The sequence below is a fragment of the Halobacillus sp. ABH2_015 genome (assembly GCF_056158945.1).
Map to the genome: position 1 here is coordinate 25186 of NZ_JBSWUG010000004.1, position 22344 is coordinate 47529.

General features: G+C 37.4%; 23 protein-coding genes and 1 pseudogene. 15 read left to right on the plus strand and 9 right to left on the minus strand.

Annotated elements, in window-relative coordinates; translation table 11 throughout:
- From ACXAD6_RS20180 to ACXAD6_RS20220, 9 genes are all read left to right on the plus strand, one after another.
- Positions 1-1116 carry a lysozyme family protein gene (locus ACXAD6_RS20180; protein WP_474970518.1) on the plus strand — a complete coding sequence of 372 codons (1116 nt, stop codon included), beginning with the start codon at positions 1-3 and terminating at the stop codon, positions 1114-1116.
- Between the two features lie 18 nt (positions 1117-1134).
- Positions 1135-1740, plus strand: a complete 606-nt coding sequence (locus tag ACXAD6_RS20185; RefSeq protein ID WP_474970519.1) for a hypothetical protein — start codon at positions 1135-1137, stop codon at positions 1738-1740.
- A 125-nt stretch (positions 1741-1865) separates the two neighbouring features.
- A complete protein-coding gene (locus ACXAD6_RS20190) occupies positions 1866-2585 on the plus strand; it encodes a hypothetical protein (RefSeq protein ID WP_474970520.1) in 720 nt (239 codons plus the stop codon).
- Between the two features lie 257 nt (positions 2586-2842).
- Positions 2843-3100, plus strand: a complete 258-nt coding sequence (locus tag ACXAD6_RS20195; protein ID WP_160839936.1) for a hypothetical protein — start codon at positions 2843-2845, stop codon at positions 3098-3100.
- On the plus strand, positions 3100-4263 hold the full coding sequence (gene mobP2, locus ACXAD6_RS20200) for a MobP2 family relaxase (RefSeq protein WP_474970522.1): 1164 nt from the start codon (positions 3100-3102) through the stop codon (positions 4261-4263). The genes ACXAD6_RS20195 and mobP2 overlap by 1 nt, the downstream gene beginning before the upstream one ends.
- Complete coding sequence (locus ACXAD6_RS20205; RefSeq protein WP_160839938.1) at positions 4260-4685, plus strand: hypothetical protein; 426 nt, start codon at positions 4260-4262, stop codon at positions 4683-4685. Before mobP2 ends, ACXAD6_RS20205 begins: the two co-directional genes overlap by 4 nt.
- A 5-nt stretch (positions 4686-4690) precedes the next feature.
- Complete coding sequence (locus ACXAD6_RS20210) at positions 4691-4975, plus strand: hypothetical protein (protein ID WP_474970523.1); 285 nt, start codon at positions 4691-4693, stop codon at positions 4973-4975.
- Positions 4976-4988: 13 nt separating this feature from the next.
- The gene (locus ACXAD6_RS20215; protein WP_474970524.1) at positions 4989-7085 is read left to right on the plus strand and encodes an ArdC-like ssDNA-binding domain-containing protein; all 2097 of its coding nucleotides are present in this window, start codon (positions 4989-4991) and stop codon (positions 7083-7085) included.
- Between the two features lie 12 nt (positions 7086-7097).
- Positions 7098-8042, plus strand: a complete 945-nt coding sequence (locus ACXAD6_RS20220) for a DUF3991 domain-containing protein (protein WP_474970525.1) — start codon at positions 7098-7100, stop codon at positions 8040-8042.
- Positions 8043-9048: 1006 nt separating this feature from the next.
- Here the strand turns inward: ACXAD6_RS20220 and ACXAD6_RS20225 are convergent.
- The 4 genes from ACXAD6_RS20225 to ACXAD6_RS20240 form a co-directional block, all read right to left on the minus strand.
- The gene (locus ACXAD6_RS20225) at positions 9049-9657 is read right to left on the minus strand and encodes a hypothetical protein (protein WP_474970526.1); all 609 of its coding nucleotides are present in this window, start codon (positions 9655-9657) and stop codon (positions 9049-9051) included.
- A gap of 95 nt (positions 9658-9752) precedes the next feature.
- Positions 9753-12332, minus strand: coding sequence for a peptidoglycan recognition protein family protein (locus ACXAD6_RS20230; RefSeq protein ID WP_474970528.1), 2580 nt, complete (start codon positions 12330-12332; stop codon positions 9753-9755).
- Between the two features lie 149 nt (positions 12333-12481).
- The gene (locus ACXAD6_RS20235) at positions 12482-12712 is read right to left on the minus strand and encodes a helix-turn-helix domain-containing protein (protein WP_474970529.1); all 231 of its coding nucleotides are present in this window, start codon (positions 12710-12712) and stop codon (positions 12482-12484) included.
- Positions 12709-13326, minus strand: coding sequence for a sigma-70 family RNA polymerase sigma factor (locus tag ACXAD6_RS20240; protein ID WP_474970530.1), 618 nt, complete (start codon positions 13324-13326; stop codon positions 12709-12711). The genes ACXAD6_RS20235 and ACXAD6_RS20240 overlap by 4 nt, the downstream gene beginning before the upstream one ends.
- Before the next feature lie 246 nt (positions 13327-13572).
- On the opposite strand from ACXAD6_RS20240, the gene ACXAD6_RS20245 reads away from it, so the two are divergent.
- A complete protein-coding gene (locus ACXAD6_RS20245; protein ID WP_474970531.1) occupies positions 13573-13731 on the plus strand; it encodes a YvrJ family protein in 159 nt (52 codons plus the stop codon).
- Between the two features lie 411 nt (positions 13732-14142).
- Here the strand turns inward: ACXAD6_RS20245 and ACXAD6_RS20250 are convergent, their stop codons facing one another.
- From ACXAD6_RS20250 to ACXAD6_RS20270, 5 genes are all read right to left on the minus strand, one after another.
- Positions 14143-14598, minus strand: coding sequence for a GNAT family N-acetyltransferase (locus ACXAD6_RS20250; RefSeq protein ID WP_474970532.1), 456 nt, complete (start codon positions 14596-14598; stop codon positions 14143-14145).
- A 72-nt stretch (positions 14599-14670) separates the two neighbouring features.
- The gene (locus tag ACXAD6_RS20255; protein WP_474970533.1) at positions 14671-15141 is read right to left on the minus strand and encodes a GNAT family N-acetyltransferase; all 471 of its coding nucleotides are present in this window, start codon (positions 15139-15141) and stop codon (positions 14671-14673) included.
- 161 nt (positions 15142-15302) lie between these two features.
- Entirely contained in the window at positions 15303-15860 is a 558-nt protein-coding gene (locus tag ACXAD6_RS20260) for a GNAT family N-acetyltransferase (protein WP_474970535.1), read from the minus strand.
- Between the two features lie 236 nt (positions 15861-16096).
- Entirely contained in the window at positions 16097-16600 is a 504-nt protein-coding gene (locus ACXAD6_RS20265; protein WP_474970537.1) for a GNAT family N-acetyltransferase, read from the minus strand.
- 754 nt (positions 16601-17354) lie between these two features.
- Complete coding sequence (locus ACXAD6_RS20270; protein ID WP_474970538.1) at positions 17355-17993, minus strand: hypothetical protein; 639 nt, start codon at positions 17991-17993, stop codon at positions 17355-17357.
- 421 nt (positions 17994-18414) lie between these two features.
- Between ACXAD6_RS20270 and ACXAD6_RS20275 the strand changes: the two are divergent.
- The 5 genes and pseudogenes from ACXAD6_RS20275 to ACXAD6_RS20295 all read left to right on the plus strand — a co-directional run.
- Positions 18415-18699, plus strand: a pseudogene (locus tag ACXAD6_RS20275) (transposase); the annotation flags it as partial.
- A 145-nt stretch (positions 18700-18844) separates the two neighbouring features.
- The gene (locus tag ACXAD6_RS20280) at positions 18845-19288 is read left to right on the plus strand and encodes a hypothetical protein (protein WP_474970539.1); all 444 of its coding nucleotides are present in this window, start codon (positions 18845-18847) and stop codon (positions 19286-19288) included.
- Positions 19289-19543: 255 nt separating this feature from the next.
- A complete protein-coding gene (locus ACXAD6_RS20285; protein ID WP_474970540.1) occupies positions 19544-20527 on the plus strand; it encodes a DNA/RNA non-specific endonuclease in 984 nt (327 codons plus the stop codon).
- Between the two features lie 355 nt (positions 20528-20882).
- The gene (locus ACXAD6_RS20290) at positions 20883-21458 is read left to right on the plus strand and encodes a recombinase family protein (protein ID WP_474970541.1); all 576 of its coding nucleotides are present in this window, start codon (positions 20883-20885) and stop codon (positions 21456-21458) included.
- Between the two features lie 185 nt (positions 21459-21643).
- Positions 21644-22294: a hypothetical protein gene (locus ACXAD6_RS20295; protein WP_474970542.1), complete on the plus strand. Its 651-nt coding sequence runs from the start codon at positions 21644-21646 to the stop codon at positions 22292-22294.
- Positions 22295-22344 lie beyond the last annotated feature (50 nt).

Sequence of the window (22344 nt, forward strand, 5' to 3'; positions counted from 1 at the left end):
TTGGGGAACTTTGCAAAAAATGCGGTAAGAATGGGGGCCAATCTAGCAACACTTAAAACAAGATTAATCATTCTGTTGGTGGTTGTCGGAGGCTTTGTCTTGTTCATATTTGTGGCCGGAGTTTTCCAAAGTATCATCGGAGGTGGTGGAGAAACGGATGAACCCGGACAATATGTTTCTCTCCCTCCAGGTACTTATCCTTTGAATGATACCGTAGAGGGCTACCGTGATGAAGTTGAAATGTACGCCGAAGACTATGGAATAGAAAGCCACGTCGATATACTGCTCGCTATGATGATGCAGGAATCCGGAGGGAAAGGGGATGATCCTTTCCAGGCGAGCGAAAGTAAATGTGGCTATATTGGATGCATAACGAATCCGAATGAGTCAATAAAGCAAGGGGTTAAGTATTACAAAAGCGTGTTGAATCAAGCTGATGGGGACATCAAATTAACTCTCCAATCTTACAACTTTGGAGGAGGATTTATCGGTTATGTGATGGACCGTGGTGGTGAATATACGAAGAAGCTAGCCGTGTCATTTTCACAAATGATGTATGAAGAGTTAAAGCATACCGGGAACTATAGTTGTATTCGTGGGGATTCCGTTCCTTCGGGGGCGTGTTATGGGGATGTTCTATACGTGGATGCTGTCTTGAAGTATTATCATCCGGTGTCCAGTGATGCGATTGCCGACATATCTCCATCCTTTAATGGGGAGTTTGTTAAACCCATTCAAGGAAGTGCTGAAATAACCAGTGATTACGGCATGAGATATCATCCAACGACCGGCGAATATTCCATGCACAATGGCATTGATTTTGACTGTATAGGTGGTGTGACACCTATATACACAGTGGGTGATGGGGTGGTGGTTTATAACCAAAGTGCAGGTACGTACGGAAATGTGGTGATCGTAAAACATGAAGAGAACCTGTACTCTCATTATGCCCATCTATCCAGTATCGATGTATCTGAAGGTGCGAGGATCCAGGCCGGGGAAAGAGTAGGAGTTTGCGGGACAACAGGACGTTCTACAGGTCCTCATCTACACTTGGAAACGAAGACGGAAACATGGGGAGGACATCAAAACCCTAAGGACGTATTAGGATTCTGATCATAAGGAGAAATGGCTATGAACAGCTCAAAATTGTTTAAGAATGTATCCATTGTCGTGCTGGTCTTTTTACTAGCCATGAACGGGTACTTTTTTTATGCAAATGGACAGAACGAAGAGAAGTATGCAGCCATCGTAGACGAAAATGAAAGGCTCGTTGAAGAGAACGAGATCCTGAAGGAAAACGAGAAAAACATATCCAACACGGCAAGGGAACAGACTTTTGAAGATCTTCTGAATCAAGCGAACTTGTTTGTAGATTTGGTTTATGTTCAAAAAGTAGACGGATATCAGGAGAGAAAAGACGAAGCTAAGAATGTAATGGATGAAGAGCTGCAGGAACGATACTTTCCATCAGATGAATACAACCAAACCAGTATGGAATCTCGGATTCTCAGCGATAAATATTACATCGAAAATATGGACATGAATCAACAGGAAGTTGATGTCCTGATGGAAATCAAACATGAAATCAATTACGTAGAAAGTGGTAAAAAAGATGAATCCCACATGTTTCTACGCGTAACTTTCGAGCGTCAGGATGAGCAATGGATTGCAACCAATATTGAGGATTTGTTCGCAGATACAGAAGCTCTTCAGGAAGAAGAAGACAATAGTGTGTAAAGGGAGGTGAAAAGATGTTCAATAAGGATAAAGTGAACTTGAGGAGAAAATCCAGCCGGATCTATGTGACGGTCATTACCTTTGTCTTCGCCGGGTTGGCTTTCTTTCTAACGTCAGGTTTTATCATGAAGGAGAAAGTGGAGGTCTTATCTTCCCCCGTAAATGAAAACATCGAAGTATCATCCACTCAAGATATTGAAATTATCAAGTGGATTTACGATCAAGATAAGAACAGAATGGAAATTGTCATTGATACAAAAAACCTAGATTCTGATTATGAAAATCTGAAGTTTACCTCCTTTCAACGAAGTGATGAAAGCGAACTGAAAACCGAAACCATTTTCCGATTTGAAGATCATTATATCGTACGGATCAATGGATTATCTAAAGAATATACGCAAGTGGCTTTGGATTTAATCGGGACAGGATATAGTGAAGGTGATAAAGGTGAGGAAGAGCTTCTTAAGACTCTTTATGCTGATCACAGGGAAATCAATAAAGAGGATATTGTTGAAAAAGAAGACAGTGAATACATCACTTATACCACCCATTTGATCATCGATAATATTGAGAAAAGTGTATCTGAAACTAAAGAAATGATTGAAGAAAATGAAACTAAAATTAATGAGTTAAATCAAAGAATACGCACCCTAAAAGAGGAAAAAGTGTACCAAACGGATGAAGAAAAACTTGATACAGATAACGATATAAATTCACTTGAAATCGACATTGGAGAGCTGGAAAAAGAGAACAGTAATCTGGAAATGGACCTGGATGTGTATCAAGAAAAAATTGAGAAAGCCAAGCAAAAAGAACGAGAAAAAATACTGGAAATGACCAATTAAATGGAAGAGAAAAGCAGCTAATTTTTATTCAGAATTAGCTGCTTTCTTTGACTTAAGGTATGCACAAACTATGCAATCTTAGAAAAGACACTATGCACAAACTGTGCAATACTTCAGATTTTATGTACCCATCCAAACGTTAGGCTCTGCCTAACACCACACGCCAAGTGGGGTCATGTTTTCCTTATGCTCTTTTTTTCTAGGTTTGGTGGGTAATTTCCATATTTTGTGTTACGTTTTGTGAGAGGAGGAGTCTTATGGAAGTGAAGATAAGAGATCTAAACCCATCTCTGGTTAAAGAAATCGATGAAAAAGCGAAGAGAAGCAAACTTTCCAGGCAGCAATATTTGAAAGATCTTTTAGAAAATCATGTTCTCATACGTGAACTGAACAGCAGGGAAATGGAGTTAAAAAATACGTTAGAAAAAAACACAGAAATCCTTCGTATGGTCGGTCAGCAATTAGATAAGAGTACTGTCGTGTTAAACACGTTGTTGGAAGAGGAGGAAGAGTAATGTCTCTGTCCACTTATGAAAAAGCCTCCGTGATTATTAAGTCCAGATTCATTAAGGGGAACCAAAAGCGTTTTAATGACTACGTGAATTACATGGATCGTGATGAGGCCAAGGACACTACGGACTTTTCCATGTACAACAATTATATGAGTGATGAGCGAAAGGCCACCTCGCTATTTACTTCTGAAAACAGCGAACTTAGTGAGGATAAAAAGGACAGGCTGAAGGAGGCTTTTAAGTTATCTCAAGAACGAGGAAGTATTTTATGGCAGGACGTTGTATCTTTTGATAATCAATGGCTGGAAGATCACGGGATGTTGGATCGAAGAACAGGCTCATTAGATGAAAACCGATTGAAAGATATAACTAGGCTCGCAATGAAGGATATGCTCCATAAGGGAAACATCAATAATAATCCTGTATGGTCTGGTGCTATTCATTACAATACGGACAACGTCCACATTCATTTAGCCACTGTGGAATTATCACCAGATGGAAATGCGAGGGGAAAACGTAAGCTTAAAACATTAGAAAATATGAAATCTGTGTTTGTGAATAAGATCATGGATAGATCAAAGGAACATGAGAAAATCAACGATATTATTAGAAATAAAATCGTGAATGACAAAAAGCAGCACAAGACCTTCGGGACTTTTAATCGTACGTTCAAAAAGGACTTTTTGGAGATTTATCGTGCTCTCCCGGAAAACCGAAGGTACTGGAACTATGGATACGAAAAAATCAATCATATCAAGCCTAAGTTGAACCAACTCATCAAGGACTATATGGAGAAGAATTATAAGGCGGAATACCAGAACTTTGAAGACAGGCTTGATAAAGAAGTCGAGGTATTAAGGAAAGCTTATGGGGAAGGGGATCATCATCGTTATAAGGACTATAAGCAGAATAAAATCGATGATCTTTATAAGAGAATGGGCAACGCATTCTTGAAAGAAATGATCGACTACGATAAGAAGCTTACGGAATTTGGTAAGGGCAATCAAAAGTACACACCAAAAATGAAGCAAGTGAAGAAGAATTACGCTTTTCATCAGATGAAATATGGCGTTGATCGCTTGATATACAGTGAACTTAATAACAATAAGAACCAAGCTGCTTATGAGCGTTTGCAAAGAGATATAGAAAGAGAGGGATCGTTGTGAGTGATGATGTAGTAAGAAGGTTAAGGCTGACGAAAGAATCCTGTGATTACCTTGAGGATTATGCAGAAAAGAACAACATTCCTTACGATAACCGAACGATAAACTTAATCATTGAGGAACACAAACAGATTAAGGATCAAACACAGATGCAGCAAGAGATGATTCAGTCGATCAGTGAAAATGTGTCGAAAGAAGTGAAGAAGGAAGTTAAGCGTGTACTGCTTGGAACAAACAATACAGATCGAAATACACAGGTCATTATCGAATTACTTAATGGACTGTTCATTGAAAATAACGTCAGCGATATCCTGACAACGGATGATATGGAATCAAAACCGGTCCATACAGCGAAAACCTTTGTACAGGAAAGAATCAAACATCAGCAGCAGAAAAGGGCTGATTATTACCAACAAAGGGGGTGAACGACATGAAGGAAAAAGAAATAGCTCGATACGAATTCGGCGTAATTAAGGAGTACGGAGATCAAGAGGTTATCGTCCTGGTCAATGGGATGGAATACCACGTTTTGCTTTCGGAAGAAGAAGCAGAAACAGTAGAGACTCTCCTTCTGGAAGAAAACTTTGAATATGTAGCGTTTGATACGGAAGCAGAGAAGGTCGTCTTCGAAGATGTGTTTAACATGACCGAATTAGATGAGGAAGCTCTGGCTGATATTCATGAAGGGGTTAATGATGATGGCGTAGCTGAATGAAAGGAGTGAAATGATGGTTAAGAAACGAACCAAATCAACCAAAGATAAAAAGCAGGAAATTGAAAAGCTCACTGAAGATCGGAATAAAGAAGTTGAAAAGTTCTTTGAATCAGATGAACAGATGAAAGCTTACCTTACTTTCATGAGCAAGTTCTATAATTACTCGGCCAGGAACACGATTTTAATTCAAAAGCAGTTTCTTGGAGCAGAAGCTGTAGGGAGCTTTAAGTTCTGGAAAGATAAAGGCTTTCCTGTTCAAAAAGGAGAAAAGGGAATCAAGGTTCTTGTTCCTTATAAATACAAGGTCTTTGAACGGGAAAGGACGAACGGATCCGGGACAGTGAAAACACCCGTGAAATACGCAACCAAGAAAGAGAAGGAAGGAATGACCCAAGGCAACATTCCCGTTAAAGAAAAGCTTGCGTATACCACCGGTCATGTCTTTGATGTGTCACAGACCAGCGCTACTGCAGAGGATTTACCTGAGATATTTCCAAACAAATGGCTTGAAGGTGACGTCGAGAACTATAAGGAAATGGTTCGTTCCCTTAAAGGGCTTGCCGAGCAAATGGACGTCAAAGTGATGGATCATCCCAGGGGAGAGCTTGGTGCTGCGAAAGGCGTGTATGTCGAGTACCAACAGCCGAATAGGGATGGAAGCTATGACCTGAGGAAAGCCATCGAATTAAATCCAAGAAACAGTGAATTGAATAACGTTAAGACTCTTATTCATGAGCTGGCTCATGCTAAACTTCACAATACCAGTACAGAGAACTCCAAAACGCTAAACAAAAATGAGAAGGAATTCCAAGCAGAATTGACGGCCTTTACCGTTTGTTCCTACTTCCATTTAGATACCAGTGATACCAGCTTGAATTATCTCCATCATTACACCAGAAACCATCAATCCATAAATGACAAACTGACTTTAATGGAAGAGGTGAAAAGCACGTCATATGAGTTTATAACCCATCTGGAGAAGGATTTGTTGAGAGAAAGGGGTTTGGGTTATCAAACCAATGAAACGCCTGATAAAGCCGATATGGACCTACAGAAAGCATATGGATCCATTCAAGTGGTAACAGATGGCCAAATCAAAAAGGTGGAGGGCCTTTCCTTAAGTGAGTTCCAGGAGGTCTTCCATGATGAACACGATAGGAACATTTTGAACCAGCTTGATTTAAAGGGATTGGATGTACCATCGATGATTCAATCATTCAACAACCTTAAAGAGAATTGGCATGGAGATAAGCCAAATGTGAAGATGATCGATCCTAAATTGAATGATCCGGCTGTTTATGTCGTATGGAGTGAATCCACCCTGGATCAAAGCTTAATGACTGTAGAAGACATGGACAAACAATTGGCTACAGCTAACCTGGAATCCTTAAAAGAGGATGGCTACGATAAGACAAAAATCAACGTTCTCATTCCCAAAAATCATGGTGTTTCGGTTCACGCCTTAAATCGAATTGATTTAGGAGGTGGAACCTATGGGAACATGTATGATCACTTAAGACAATCGCAGGCGCATCTTTGTGAGTACTTCCCTGCAGATAAGGGCTATTTAGATGATGTTTACTCTAAAGAAGAAGTATCACAAGCCTTTGCACACATTTATAAGGAAAACCTACACCTCCAACATCGGCATAACCTTGATGATCACCAATTGTCCGTTTCTAACCACAAAGTACACGATGCAGAAAACTTCGCTGTAACCCATAATCTCCTGTCTGAAGATGATTTGAACGAAATCCGATCTAAGGCAGCCGATTCTTTCCAAGAAGAACACCAACACACGACATTGAAAAACCAAATGTTAAATCTAAAAGGCCAATATGAAAGGTTTCAATCCTTAGTTCAGAAAGAGAATACAGGTGAACTCACAGAAGAAAAGATCGTAGGCCGTATGGCAGCTGAAAATCAATACGCTGAATCGAAAAAGCAAGCCATACAGGAAGGATACGTATCAGAGGAGAGCGTTTTAAAGATGGAAAAGGATATAACGAGGGAGGCACAAAAGCAGCAAGGAAAAGCCGTAGACCATGATAATCCGTTCAGCAAAGAAGGGAGAAAAACCAGCCATAAAAGCTCCGGGTTAACGATGTAAGGGGGAGAAGGTGTGAGAGTAACTTCTGATGAAATCAACCAAGCCAAAGAGATCCCTTTAATTGACTTCATAAATGCGAATGGCATAGATGTGCAGCAGGAAGGAAACAGCAGTGAGCCTTACTATCGTGTGATGGAACACGATAGTTTAGTCATTAAGGGAAACAAGTTCTATTGGAACAGCCGTTCAGAAGGTGGTTTTGGATCCATTAGTTTCGCCATGACGTATTATGAGTTGTCCTTTCCGGAAGCTGTGAATCGGGTTAATGGTCATGAATATGGTTCATTAACGAACACTCAGAGTGTAGAGAAGAAGCGCTTTCAATATCCTGACTATTATGAGGTCAATGAAACAGCTATCATTAAGGATTATTTAACGAACGAACGTGGAATCGACGGTCGCATAGTTGATTGGTGCATCAAAAAGGATTTGTTAGTTCAAGACAAGAAAGAGAATGCCGTGTTTAAGTGGAAAGATCGATCAGGAAAGGTCATCGGTGGCGATCGGCAGGGAACCAAACATATTGATAGTAAACGCGGGACGTTCAAGCAAATCATGCCTAACTCTGCAGAAGACAAAGGATTTACGATTGATGTGGGGAGGAATCCGGATAAGATTGCCTTATTTGAATCCCCTATAGATATGCTTTCGTACTGGTCGATTAAGAAAGAGAAAGTTCAAGGAACTCGCATGATTAGTATGAGTGGTTTAAAACTAAAAACATTGGTACAAACGATGAAGGATATGAAGCAAGGTGGTCAACCAATAAATAAGATTATGTCATGCGTAGACAGGGATGATGCTGCATCAAGATTTCATAATAAACTAAAGGGGGTTCTGAATAAGAACATTTTTGAAGACCACAGACCTTCTCACACAAAGGATTGGAATGACGAATTGAACAAGATTATAAATAAAGTCCAGGTTTCATCTAAGAAACAATCCTACGGAAGGTAATTCAATCCCCCTTTGGATATGTAATTCAGAACGCTTGCTCAATAACGCAATACATCAAAAACACAATAATACAAAGGGGTGTTATATAAACGCTCTATCCGGATTTTACAGTTTGAAGATATAGGAGCTTTGGAATCGAAAAAAACATTAACACTATTTTATTTTTTTAGACAATTAGTTATAGTGTAAATAATCAATTTGAAAACGGTTATGTAATTAAGAAGGCTAGAGATTTTGAGATACATGAATGGAGTCTTGTAATTAAAGAATTGCTGTTCTATAGAATAGGAAGTGAGAGTCAGTCAAAGCATTGAATATCAGGTGAAATTAGATCTTTCTATTAGCAGGGGATTGCTATTATGTATTACTGAGTAATTGTGTTAATGAATTATTGTATAATTGAATGTTTCTATCGGTTCCTAAACGTTATGAAGGGACCGATTTTTTATGCTTTCGATTGAAATGTCTTCACTTCATAGTGGATTTGCGTCAATTCTTTACTAATAATCAATGTTGCGAATTGCTGATCAAAAGGAAAAAGAAAGTATTTGTTCATACTGCAATGTTAAGGTCTGATAAGATCGTAAAGTGCAGACCTTAACAAAAGGTATGAAACTACTTCCTAATTTAGACCTAGATTAATACCACAATGAGAAGTCGGCTATATTACTTTACATTTAAAAAACACACCTGTGTCTAAACAAACCAAAAAACTGGTACCTTTAGTTGTTTAGGCACCAGTTTTATTGGAATTGGATTTAAAATGCTTTATAATCTTCTGTTATTTGTATTATTTTTCCATTATTTCTTTTATTTCCTTTAACTACTCTATAAGTGTCTCTTGTTGAATTTTCATATCTTTAATTCGTTCATCAAAAATTTCATTGTGTTTATTTTTCGTCTCCACTACAGAAGAGGTTTGTTTTACGGCTAGTTTTCTAGCGTACCCTATTCCTACAACTAGAACAATAATAAGTAAAATGTAATACAACCCATCTAGGAAGATTTATTTCTCCTCAAAATCGATTTCAACATTTTCGTCTTCGCCTAATGGCTGTCCGTCTTGGTCTGTAGGTGCTTTTATAAGGAGATTTGCGGATTTAATATCCTCTACTTTTGAATTATCAAATAAATAAGCAATCATACGTGATCTTGTGAAATCTTCTTTAATGTATTGCATTTCCACTTTATCACTCATAAAATCATGAGGAGATTCAAAGCTTTCCCCTGTATCGGTTGTTAACTTCAAATGATCACTAGAGAAATTGATATCTTCATCTGTAGTACTGATTTCCATTCCTATATTGATATAATCAATGTTCTCTTCACCAATTTTATCGAGGATGAAAGGATCTGTTACTGTACCAGTTACTAGGTTTGAAGATACAATAGTTAAAGTTAAAGGTCCTACTTCTACTGTATCTATATCTTCTTTATGGGCAACAGACTGAAACTCCCCTCCGGGCGTCCCCGTATCTTGTTCCTCAGTTTTTTCCCCTTCCTCAGAGGTCTTCTCCTGTTGAGATTGTTCCTCTTCTACTTGCTTTCCCTCTTCACTACAAGCAACTAAGGTGATAATGGATATTGTAAAGAAAAATGACAATATTTTATTCATGATAGTCTTGTACCTCCCCGAATATATTCACAGAACACAATATCAATTATATTAGGGAGGTACAAGAGTCTTTGTTTTTAGTTATTTAGTTTTCTTTACGTTAATACTTGGCGAAATACAGTCTGAGATACTGTTCTAAATAAATTCAACAGGGCTGCTCCTGATAACCCAACAGAGAAGAAGAAAGCTAACAAGCACACTAAGACGAGTACTGTAGCATCTTTTTGAAGTTGTTTCCTGTCCCAGTCGACATCATCTAATACAAGCTTTTCTTTGTAATGTACATTTGTAGACTGTTCGAACATTGCTTCAATAGTGAGATAATCCATTTTGAAAAAAGGAGCTTCGTCTAATGTTTTTAGATCCATTTCACTTACTCGAAGCTCCACAATTTCTTTAAGGTTATCTCCTACAATGCTATCAAGTTCTGCTCGTGCTTCAGCGACTTCCCTAAATCCAGGCAAGAAACCCTCTTGCAACATTTTGTTTAGAGCTTGGTTAATAACCCCGCTGATTACAGCGCCTTCTATAGCCTTGTTAGCTTCTAAATCCCATTCAGCTTTATCAGGGTCGCCTAGCAATATAGTCCCGGTTAATTCCCCACTGATACGTCCAAGTTCAACAGTATATCCTTTTGAGTAGCTGATGGTTCCAATTTGATCAGAGTCATAATATTCTTTGATATTATCTGAAAAAGGTGATTTTATGACACGGAGGTTTGGATCAGGTTCATAAATGTAAGACAATGATTCCATTACCTGCATTTTAAAATTTTCGAATACTGGTAATAAGTTAGTAGGACAGTTCTTCCCACTCCAATAATTGTGTGGAACAACATTGGAAAGTGGAATATCAAATTCATTCATAAGATAACTTACTAACGCAGCCGCATTCTTTCTAGTTATATGAAAATTGTCCATATCATTTACACAAAGCTCAATGCCGATACTATTATAATTACCATAAGTATCTCCAGCGTGGTATCCAATCTCGTCCAGAGGTAAATGCTGGTAAATAACAGGCCATGAGTCTACTGTATAATGCCATGATGTTGGTGTATCGTGCCGTTTTACATATTCAGCATGCATAGCTGCAGTAGCTGCAGAATTCGTATTAGCTGTTTCATGAATAGTAATATAAGTGGGATTCATTTTGGTTCCTGGTCGGTTCGAATTGTAAAAGGGAATAATTTTTTCAACTATAGAAACATCTGCGAAGTTGCCACCTGTAATAGTATCGCTTATATCGATATCATCAGCATTACTTCCTTTTAACCCTAGGGAACTAAGTGTCTTAGGCCCAGAATTACCATCAACAGTTAATCCATTAGAAGATTGATAGCTGCGAACGGCTCTTTCAGTAGCCGGACCATAACTTCCATCTATACTGTCAGAATAATACCCTAAATCAGCCAGTGTTTCCTGAAGAATTCTTACAGCATCTCCTACATCACCAGGTAACAAAGCATCACCATAAAAACCTGAACCGCGGGAAGAACCTGAACCGGATCCATAAATTCCAAGAGATGAGAGCGTTTCTGGTCCTGCCGAACCATCAACACTTAATCCCTTCATGAGCTGATAACGCCGTACGGCATCTTCCGTTTTTGATCCAAAATAGCCATCAACACCAAAGTTAGCAGCATTTACATCTGGATAAAAGTTATTATCTACGAGCGCTTGCTGAAGAATCCTTACATCTTCTCCTGAATCGCCTCGTTGCACAGCATTAATCAATTCAGAACTGAAGCTACCGTTATAAATTCCAAGGGAAGAAAGTGTTTCCGGACCTGCCATACCATCAATGGTCAAACCATTAGCAGACTGGAAATTGCGTACAGCACTTTTGGTACCCGGGCCATAACTACCATCAATACTTCCAGAGTAAAAACCATTATTGGCCAGATGTCGTTGGAGGATTTTCACTTCTTCTCCGGTGTCACCTGGTTGCATAGCCCCGATCGCACCGGATTTACCCTCATAGATTCCGAGAGATGTTAGGGTCCCTGGGCCTGCCATACCGTCAATGGTCAGACCATTATCTGTTTGATAGGTACGTACTGAATTCTCAGTAGCTGGTCCGTAACTACCATCAATAGAATTATTATAATAACCTCGATTGGATAAAATTTGTTGTAAGAATCTCACTTCATCACCTGAGTCGCCAGGTTGCAAAGCTCCAGTAGTCTGTGCCCCCACCGAAATTCCAGAATAAATTCCAAGGGAAGAGAGCGTTTCTGGGCCTGCCATACCGTCTACTGTCAAACCATGCATGGTTTGGTACCGTCTAACTGCATATTCAGTATTAGGACCGTAATTTCCATCTAATACATCTGTATAAAACCCTTCACTTTTGAGAGTCTCTTGTAAGAAACGAACTGATTCTCCGTTATTTCCAGGTACTAATGCGGTGATGCTATTTTTAACAAGATCATCTTCATACAACTTAAGGGCGCTGATTGTTTCTGGACCAGCCTTCCCATCAACAGTAAGACCTCGCACAATTTGAAATCTTCGTACCGCATCTTCAGTAGCCGGGCCATAGCTTCCATCGATCCCATAATTAGAAGCATCTTTATCCGGGTAAAAGTTGTTATCTACTAATGCTTGTTGCAGTTCTCTCACGTCTTCTCCTGAATCGCCTCGACTTAACGCTATTCCAACTGAAATACTCAATATTCTCATCCTTCCATATATTATTGATTACGAAAGGGTGTAAGACATCGGTTTGTACACCCCACAAACCAGATATCTGTTTCGTATATTAGGTAAAGCGTTTAAAAATGAAAAATCACAACCTCTTTTAAAATCAATCGAAAAAATCTCTAATTATTTGTTGATAGAAACTCCCAAAACCCTGGAACATTATTAGTATCAAAAGAATGTGTTACTTTTAAGGTTTTTGATATCAATTCCTGTTCCAGGTTTTCTCTATCTTGATAAGTTGTTTGTTTGAGTGACTTTTTTATTTTCGGTTCAATTCTCTTTATAATCTTCAGCGTACTATACTCATCACCGTTTTGGGATTTCTCAATTAAGGTCTTCCATTCTTTCATTTCGCACCCTCCATTTCTCTCCTCAATCGTTCCAAGGCTTTCTTTTGTATTTTAGAAGCACCTTGTTGTGTAATACCTAGCTCATGAGCTGTTTTTGTTAATGTAAGGTTATTTCCATAAACAAACTCAAGGACTTTCTTCTGACGTTCAGTCAATTTTGAAAAAGCAATTTTTAATCTTTCATTTTCTATCTTGTTTTCCAACGAATTATGCACATTTTCAATGACTTGGATATCAAGAAGGGGCTCGGAGCTCGGAATCCCTTCAACTAAGCTACTTTCATCGTCATCGACAGTTCCATCCATAACTAAGGGGAAACGATTTTTTTCTCTTCGTTGTTTCTTATCAAAGTTAACCGCCCCCCAATGGATTGTTTTAGATAGATAATTAATCACTTTTACACCTGTATAATATTCACGAAAAGACGAATCCAACATATTCCTATTCTCGTCACTGGGATCTTTGAGATTTTGTATTAATAAGTTAAAATGCTCTTCTTGTTCAAGGAATTTTTTTACCAATGGATTTTTGATTAGTTTTTCGTGGTCCTTTTGGAATTGGAGGAAAAGGAGTTTCTCGAATTTAGATAATTTGTCTGTGTACTCCTTAAACATAAAGTACCTCCTAGAAATATTATTTATAGATAAAAGGTACCTATAGGATCAAAACAACAACCAAAATAGGAACATATGTTCTTATTTTATTTTTTTTCGACAAAATATACAAGCGTGGTTGTGGAAATTCCCGTGAAATATCTTTGGGATATGTGCAAAGAGAGGTGTACTATGTAGTCAAACTTTTTACTTGAGAAAATTGCAGGTGTTTCAGGGCATCGAGGAAAAGTATACGGAGGAGTGATTATGATGACAGAATTTCCTGAGTGGGCAATGATTACGGGAAACTTGGGATTCCCGATAGTCTTAGCTATTTATCTTCTAACTAGGTTTGAGAAGAAATTAGATACTTTAACAAAAGCGATAAACGAGTTAGATTCAGAGAATGAGTTTAACAAAAAATGAACGAAACCCTCATATCTCATATGAGGGTTTTTTTGGTGTTATTGTTTAAACTGAGTATATTTAAAAGGATAGTACTAACATAAAGGATATGTCTTATGGATCCGACGAAAAACCTCCTGTTAGAATATATTAGCTTTTGGCTTATTTCAGATGGTATGTATGATGAATCTGCAACGGAACCCTTAGAAAGAGACTATTTCCTGTCTGGAAAATAATTGTTCCAATCATAAGGTCTAATCAATAATTGGGTAGCGTCAGGAAAATGCAGATATACAACGTTAAGCAAATTAGAGCATGAAAAATCGGTTCCTTTACAACGTTCAGGAACCGATTTTCTGATTTAGTTTATTAACCTAAAGCCCCCTTTTTATGAAGACTTGAAACCAAGATAGTAATCAAAATCATTAGTATTCACCTATGCCCATCTATTCGAGCTTGTATGTATCCATAATAGGCGCATGTTCCATTCTGAGATAAATCTTTAACCTCAAAACCACATTTTTTGTAAAAATTAAAATTATTAGAAGAGGTATGGGCAAACCAATCACCATGTGGAAGTTTTTGTACACATAGTTCAACAAGTTTTTGTCCAATTCCTTTACCGCGATAGTTTGAAGAAACTACTAAATCCATGATATTAGCAGCCATGATTTGGTCAGAAATCACCCTTACCATCCCAATCATTTTATCTTCATCCCAAACAGTAAATGCCCAAGTTGAATTCTCAAACATGAGAGTGAATTTTTCCTTTTGCCATCTTGGGATCTCTCTTACCCAGCCTGCATCCTTAAATAGTTCTTCAACAAATTTTCCTGGAACACCTTTTACACCTTCTCTAATTACAAGTCCATTATAGTATTGATACATAAGCTTCCCCCTTTTCGCTTGAAAAACTTAAGCTCTTTACAAGAAAAGTCTCCATTACGGAATAGCATTTAATTATTCTTTAATCATAGTAATGAACTCTGCATAGCCAGTAGTGAACTTGTCCTTTTTCTTGAATCCTAATTTTTCGTATAAATGAATAGCTCTTTTGTTAAATGTTGCAACTGATAATCTTATAGGGATTCCAGCATAGTTTTCTTTTATGTAGTTAATTATCAATGTACAAAAATCATACCCGTATCCTTTTCCTACATAATCAGGGTTCATTCCAAGACCCATATCTACAAACTTATCATTATATACACCATTTTTTTGTCCAGCTGGTATTTGAGCTGTATCACCAGTACATAAGAAACCAAACACTTTACCATTTTCGTCAGTAATAGCTTGATAAGAACCATCGAGTCGTTCTTTTATCTCTTCATCATTTATTTCATTATTATAAAAATCATATGGCTTTTTATATCTCCAGCTCAATAACGTTCTAGCTGAATTAATATCCATTTTCTTAATGGTTAAGTTCATAATACCCCTCATTTCAAAGGCTTATTTTGCATCAAAGCTGAATCACCAATCCTGCCCAGTTCTTGAATAAAGAGAAGGCTGTATATCCCCTATCACTATTCAATTCTCGCTTCCTTTAGCTGAAGATTTGAAACCAAGATAATAATAAACTCTTAAAAGGATCAATACTCACTTTCCAATATGGAATAAACCTCTGTATCTCTAAACTCTCCCTTTATAAGCTCATTCTTTCTTAAAGTGCCTTCATATTTCATGCCTAACTTTTTCATTACCTTTTGAGAACCGAAATTATCTGTATCGGACCTACCCTCAATTCTGTTAAGGTTTAGATCGTTAAAACCATAACGAACAAGCTCCTGAAGTGCTTCGGGAGCAATTCCTCTTCCCCAATACTCTTCTGATAAAAAATATCCCAATTCTACACACTTATGTTTATTACTCCAATCAATAAAGGCTGCCACACCAATCACTTGGCCTGTTTCATTCCATTCAATCGCCCATTCACCAGATTCACCTTTTTCGTATCCTGTAATTACCATACATAGAAACTCTTCAGTTACATCTTTTGACTCATTTACTTCCCATGTCATGGGCCGTGCTACGTTAGGATTAGAGCAGAAACTAAACACATCTTCTAAATCTGAAAAAGCCAGCTTTCTTAGTGTTAATCTTTCAGTATTAAACTCAGGCATGTCTATTAAATATGTTTCAACATCCATACGACCACACTCCATACATCACATTAATTTTTTCAAAAAATAAATATTATGACATCATATCGCTATTTTACATAATTTTCAATACTTTCCGAGTAATCATTACCTCTCCTTATGTTCTCAAAAAAAAGAGGACGATTACCCTTATTGAATAATCGCCCCCTTATGCGGAAGACTCGATTTCGAGATAAACTAATGAATTTCATTATAATTTAACTATACCGTTGATTAAGCATATTTTAGATATAGTCAATTTCCCAATAGATTTCATCGTCCTCATTATCACTCTGCCAAAATCCTGCTTTTTCTAATACTCGTATAGAAGCATAGTTTTCATTAGAACAGCTTGCTGTAATTTTTTTAACTTTTGGTTGTTTCAACCCCCAACGAACCATGGACATGACCATTTCAGTAGCGTATCCATTACCTTGATATCTTGGGAGGATACTATATCCTAAGTCCATTTCTCCATGTTCGTTTGGTCCACCTTTAAATCCCATATCTCCAATAATCGTGTTAGTTTCTGTATGTATAATAATTCCTTCCCACTCATTCTCTTCGGGATACTGATTAAATCGTTCAACTTTGTAAGGAAGTAATTCTTTATAATCATCCATTGGATATTCAGATGGCACATTATAACTTGTTATTCTTTCAAGCTCTCTATAACTGAATAAAGAGGCTTTCATCATTTCGGTTGTGAAAGTAACTAAAGTTAATCTATCAGTTTTGACAAATGGCATGTAATTATTCCCCTTCTATTGAATGTGTAATTGAAACTGTTTAGCTTGTAATCTATGACCATACAGGTCATATTCGTATTCTTATCCAATCTTAATTATTACCAACATTATTCCAGGTAGTGAACATGCTATAGTTCTTATTGAACAATCGCCCCCGTTGCTGTAAGACTTGATTTCGAGATATGCTCTGTGAATCCATTACTAACACACCTTTTATTGGAACTACCACAGGCTTTGAAAGAGAGTAATGGTTATAAACAAAGTAGACAATGAACCAGCTGACAGTAATGTTATCATTTTCCATCGGTTTATTTTTTTTGAAGGTTTTACAGCCTCTTTAGACACCATAACCCATATAGCCATAGATATAATAACTAAGAGAAATAAAACTTCTTGAGACATATTTCACACCACCTTTATTTATATTACGAATAGCCCGCTTTAAGGTTTCAAAAATCATCCATTTCCACCTAATACCTCGAATTCGAGTCTTCCACTAACCTGCCCTTTTGCGAAAGACTCAGTTTCGAGATAAAGCAAATAAATTATAGTGTTGCAACACTGTATCTTAGCGTTGTAAATCCGCATTTCCTGACAATCCCCCAATAATGGACTAATACTCATTATTGGTTAGACTATGCAAGATAAAAATATGTTAATGTGTTAATGAGTTATTGTAATTTTGTTTTATATCATACTGGGGATTTAAAAGCGTGTAATTAAGTAAGGTCAGTATAAATTGCTAAATAACTTCTTACTTGTTTCTTTCTATCCATCTGCTAATACGTTGTTTCACGTTGGACGTGTTTTCCTTCAAATCATCAACAATCATGGATACCAGAGTGAACCAGGACACTTCTTCATTGTATGGATTGTTCTTATTTATATATTTCAGGACATACTTCAAATCCTTCATTTGTTGCTTGTCCAATTGAGTATGCAAATAGGATTTCACAAAGGAATTCAGCAAGTTGCTGTTTCTGATGCTTGCATCAAGAAGTAAAGCCGTAGCCTTGGATGGAGTTACGTCGAGTGCTATAGATAGAAGGTATATTCTTTCATAATCTTTCTGGTTAAAACGAGTAGTGATCCGTTCATTCTTACCTGTTTGAATCTTACTCTGTAGGGATTCGTTCTCCAAAGAACCTATGTAAAAGGTGCTTTTAAATTGATAATCTCTCCGGAAATACTGAGAAAGGTGTTCGATTACCATTCTGTTGTTCAATCCCTTCATACACAAAATTTCTATAACATCCTTAACAGGTGTATCCGTGACAAATGAAAGACGATACACACAGCTTTTCAATTCTGTATTTACTGTCGGTTTGATATCTCTCTTTTTGTCTGATCGCGCTTTCCTATTCTTCCTTTCTCTAACCTCTACCCCACTCATAGGAGCACCTCTTTTCTGGAATTAAGTCTGGGACACTGTCTGTCTGTCCTAACTTTAATTTCATATATATGGGGGACGAGAGGGGAGTATGTATAATATTCAGAACATTGGTAATGATGTATTGTAAGAAAACAAAGAGAAGAGGTGTCATTAAATGAAGAAAAGCGAAGCTCGAAACTTAGCGAAGAAAGCAATAGATAATGGCAAGAAATATGGAATCCCAATGAAAAACAAGCGAAAAGCAAAATAGTTCCACCTTTTAGAAACATGAAAAAAGCACCCCAAAAACACTATCCTCAGAGGACAGTGTTTTTGGGGTGCTTTTTTTCTGTTGGCTCTATTAAAACTTTGTTGATATTTGTACAATTCAAACAAGGGTTCTATAATGAGGTTATCAAATATAAGTGGGGGGGGGACGATTGTGAGAGCAACCGATATCTTTAAAGCCATTCAAACGTTGAATCCAGTTGAAAAGCATCGCTTACGAGAATACTTAATTGATGCTCTCACTTCGTAATCATTGTGCTATTTGGAAAATACTCCACGATGGTGGACGGTGAAGAAACAGCGTTACCGTTGTAAAGCTTGCCGTAAAACGTTCACCGACCTCACCAATACCGCGCTATACCGAATGCGCCACCTCCATACCTGGATGAATTTTATTGAATGTATGATAGAGGGTGATTCGCTCCGCAAATCAGCGGAGTAGATTGGGAACGTTACCCACAATAGTTAAATAAGAAAAAGTGTGAGATAGTATGCAAAGGAAGGTTTTTATAATGCGAAGTGTTTTTGATGTCACACAGCTAATGTTTCTTCGTTTCTTAATGAGACTAATGTTAAAAAGGAATATGTACAAAGAACCTATTAAAGTAATAGAGAAGTTCCGAGAGCGTTTTATTAGTAAAGGATACTTGAACGATGACTTGTCAAAAGGACCTGAAACACCCAAGTATTCAATTATTGGCAGTTTAGTTTCTGCATTTGAATCTCTGCGTCATTATCGTAATGAAGATGATTTTTACCTTCAGGTGGCTAAACAGTGGGTTGGTGATTTATATAGCAGCAACCACAAAATATCTTCCTTCTTCGTTATTGTCTATGGGTTGATTTTATTAACCGTTTTTATAAATCAGTCTTTCATTACAATACCAGGGGAAATGATGTTCATAGGGCTCTTTGTGTTACCTTTATTAGGATTCATTAGCGCCATAGGAGGAAGAGGTTGGAAGAGGTTAATGTTAATGTCAATTAACATCCTTGTTTTTGCTTATTCCATTATAATCGTAGCTTAAAGGTTTTTTAGGAAAATATACTATCCCATAATTAGCGCTCTCTGTGGGCTATTTAAATAAGACAATCATTCTGCATAGGACTACCTTATAAGGTAGTCCTATTTTTTTCTATAAATATCAACAACGAACTTAAACAGAGCCTTTCTGTTAACTAAAGCCTTAAATTGAAGATAACTATATGAAGGATCTGTTTCACATGTTAGAAGATGATATAGTAAAAAGGATACATAAAGAAAATCAAAGTGGAGGTCCTAAATGCGAAAGAAAATAAAGGTTTTTGTCTTGCTCTTAATAACCATCTTTATCGTTGGATGTACCGACGTTGAAGATGCATCCATGATAGATGAGGAAGCGTATCCACAAGAAGAAGCTGCAACTGATACAAATCAAGATGCTGAAAAGGAAGAAGCTGATTCTACAGCCGGTGATGATCTGGAAAAAGATACATCAATAAATACGGAGGATGAGCCGTCAATAGAGGAAACATCCCCAGAAACAAATGATGACCAGTTTGAGGGTTATGAACTCATTGAGGTGGACGGCGGTGATCTAAGTGGTGATCGAGAATCGAACGTTGTAGTGGACATAGGATTTGGGGATCGAGAGTACTGGGCATTTACTAATGATCATGGTCAATTAGTGAGAGTCGTAGCTGACGAGATTATTCTACAAAATGATAGCAATGAACCTGTCCTATCGAGTGGAAGATACTTCTCTGACGAAGCTAAAGTTCCAGGTGTAGAAAGTGATGTATTAGATGAAGGACATGTTATTGCTGACTCATTAGGAGGGGTATCAAACGCTTATAATATTACTCCTCAAGAAAGTGCTTTAAACCGGCATGGTGACCAATCATACATGGAAAACGCAATAAGTAAAGCAGACGGAGCAACTAATTTTGAAGCAGTCATTTCTTACTCAGATACGAACACCCAAATACCTTCTAAGTATCAGTACTCTTATACGATAAACGGTAATGAGGTTATAGATACTTTTGAAAATGTAAATCCCGATGAAGTGAATGAGTCTTTAGGTTTAACAGATAGTGACGAATCAACTGAGCCAGATGTCTCTAATTCTGAAGAACAAGGTGATGTTTCCAGCATTGATACTAATGGTAATGGGCAAGTAACCATACAAGAAGCGAAAGATGCGGGGTTCAGTATGCCTATAACAGACGATCATTGGTTATATCCTTATATGCGAGATAATGATGGTGATGGGATGGTTGGAGAGTAATCCAATAGATATATACGATTGAGTGTTTAAAGAGGGACTTCTGCAATAGTTGGAAGTCCCTCTTCTTATAGGAATTATTAGTCAATTCAAAATGGCCTCCTAACTTAGAATTCATACTAAGCGTAAAGTTTAAATCATATATTGAAGCACCTGATGTGCAATTGTGTTAATGAGTTATTGTTTTCTGTAATTGCTTATACAAGAGCAGGCTATTTAATTCATCCAAAACTTTCGACTTCTGGACATGTGTTTTTTGTAAAGGAAAACACCTTAAAAATTCACTGTTTTTCGTCTAAAACATAGTCTATAATTAAATGTATATAATACACAATCTTTTAGACGCGGAGGTCTGAAAATGAAAATAGGTTACGCCCGAGTTTCGACTGTTGGACAGGATATTGAAACTCAGAAGGAAATTCTGCAGGAAGCAGGTTGCGAAAAGGTTTTTGTCGAGAAGGTAACAGGTACGAGTACAGCAGAACGAACTCAGTTGAAAGAAGCTATGGAATTTATCCGAGAAGGCGATGTGCTCGTCGTCACGAAAATTGATCGGCTAGCAAGATCGATTATGGACCTTAACAAAATCATCAAGTCATTAGCAGCTGAAAATGTCAGTGTCCATTTCATTAAAGACAACATGTATTTTGAAGCCGGAACTGAAGTGAACAGTATGCAGACACTCATGTTCAACATTCTTGGTTCATTTGCTCAGTTTGAACGGGATTTGATTGTAGAGCGAACCACTGAAGGACGAGAACGTGCGAAGAAACAAGGGAAGCACATGGGTCGGCCCGGGCATGACCCGAAAAGCATTAGGCGTGCTTTGATGATGTACGATCAGAGGGAAGTCACTGGAATGAGTGTAGCTGACATTGTAAAAGCAACAGGAATTCCACGTTCGACTCTATACGCTAAATTAAAGGAAAGGTAAACTATACCCTGGAAATCCTGGTATTTGATGTGTTCTCAGTTGCATTGAAATAGGGGATAGTTCAATAATATATATTTCGATGCAACACAGTGCACGTAAGAAACATAGTTTCTTCCAATATCTGTTTGATGTGTGTATGATTTTAATCTAGAATACAATTAAAAAGCTATAGGGGGTTTTTTACAATGGCTAAACTCAATAGAGGGAAAGCTCACAAGTTAAGTATTCGGTTGTCTTCTGTAGCTAAACAACAAGTGAAAAAAGCTGCTCCTAATTTGGGTACATCTCAAGCAGGGATTATTTTATTTGAGTTGTCAAAGCTATTGAAAGATCTTCCGAGTTTGGCAGACCTAAAACAGATGGAAAATGATATCACATTAGAACGTCAACACTTCGTGATGACAATTAATGATGAAGTGCATGAACAAATACTAAGTCTTGCTGAAGATTATGGAATGAAGAAAAACCGTTTAATTGGGTACATTGTTTCAGACCATTTTGAGAAGCAAATGGCAATCCGAAAGCAAAAAAAAACTGATTCTAAGCAATTCATGCTTCATCTAAATAAGCAGCTTCAAGAAAAAATGATGAGATTCTCAGAAAAAAATTATGTGCCATTACCTGCATTAGTTTCTTATGCCATTCTGCAAGGACCTACTGAAAAATTACCGACGTATGATGAAAGCAATATGATTGATGTTTTTACTACTGTTCCGGAATATATTCAGAAGCTCCTTAAAGAAAATGCTGAATGCCAAAACATAAGACAACACTTTTATACATCAGCCTGCTTGTATAAACAGTTCATGACTGAAGAAGGACGATTTTTCAAATAGAAAGAAATGATAACAAACTCTAACAGCAATGGTTTATCATTAATACCGGT

Excerpts from the sequence above, each read along its gene's own strand:
- ACXAD6_RS20280 (WP_474970539.1), top strand. The coding sequence starts at position 18,845 with ATGTACAAAGAACCTATTAAAGTAATAGAGAAGTTCCGAGAGCGTTTT.
- ACXAD6_RS20195 (WP_160839936.1), top strand. The coding sequence starts at position 2,843 with ATGGAAGTGAAGATAAGAGATCTAAACCCATCTCTGGTTAAAGAAATC.
- ACXAD6_RS20245 (WP_474970531.1), top strand. The coding sequence starts at position 13,573 with ATGATGACAGAATTTCCTGAGTGGGCAATGATTACGGGAAACTTGGGA.
- ACXAD6_RS20235 (WP_474970529.1), bottom strand. The coding sequence starts at position 12,712 with ATGAAAGAATGGAAGACCTTAATTGAGAAATCCCAAAACGGTGATGAG.
- ACXAD6_RS20285 (WP_474970540.1), top strand. The coding sequence starts at position 19,544 with ATGCGAAAGAAAATAAAGGTTTTTGTCTTGCTCTTAATAACCATCTTT.
- ACXAD6_RS20210 (WP_474970523.1), top strand. The coding sequence starts at position 4,691 with ATGAAGGAAAAAGAAATAGCTCGATACGAATTCGGCGTAATTAAGGAG.
- ACXAD6_RS20255 (WP_474970533.1), bottom strand. The coding sequence starts at position 15,141 with ATGAACTTAACCATTAAGAAAATGGATATTAATTCAGCTAGAACGTTA.
- ACXAD6_RS20250 (WP_474970532.1), bottom strand. The coding sequence starts at position 14,598 with ATGTATCAATACTATAATGGACTTGTAATTAGAGAAGGTGTAAAAGGT.
- ACXAD6_RS20265 (WP_474970537.1), bottom strand. The coding sequence starts at position 16,600 with ATGCCATTTGTCAAAACTGATAGATTAACTTTAGTTACTTTCACAACC.
- mobP2 (WP_474970522.1), top strand. The coding sequence starts at position 3,100 with ATGTCTCTGTCCACTTATGAAAAAGCCTCCGTGATTATTAAGTCCAGA.
- ACXAD6_RS20190 (WP_474970520.1), top strand. The coding sequence starts at position 1,866 with ATGAAGGAGAAAGTGGAGGTCTTATCTTCCCCCGTAAATGAAAACATC.
- ACXAD6_RS20260 (WP_474970535.1), bottom strand. The coding sequence starts at position 15,860 with ATGGATGTTGAAACATATTTAATAGACATGCCTGAGTTTAATACTGAA.
- ACXAD6_RS20225 (WP_474970526.1), bottom strand. The coding sequence starts at position 9,657 with ATGAATAAAATATTGTCATTTTTCTTTACAATATCCATTATCACCTTA.
- ACXAD6_RS20290 (WP_474970541.1), top strand. The coding sequence starts at position 20,883 with ATGAAAATAGGTTACGCCCGAGTTTCGACTGTTGGACAGGATATTGAA.
- ACXAD6_RS20215 (WP_474970524.1), top strand. The coding sequence starts at position 4,989 with ATGGTTAAGAAACGAACCAAATCAACCAAAGATAAAAAGCAGGAAATT.
- ACXAD6_RS20240 (WP_474970530.1), bottom strand. The coding sequence starts at position 13,326 with ATGTTTAAGGAGTACACAGACAAATTATCTAAATTCGAGAAACTCCTT.
- ACXAD6_RS20295 (WP_474970542.1), top strand. The coding sequence starts at position 21,644 with ATGGCTAAACTCAATAGAGGGAAAGCTCACAAGTTAAGTATTCGGTTG.
- ACXAD6_RS20270 (WP_474970538.1), bottom strand. The coding sequence starts at position 17,993 with ATGAGTGGGGTAGAGGTTAGAGAAAGGAAGAATAGGAAAGCGCGATCA.
- ACXAD6_RS20185 (WP_474970519.1), top strand. The coding sequence starts at position 1,135 with ATGAACAGCTCAAAATTGTTTAAGAATGTATCCATTGTCGTGCTGGTC.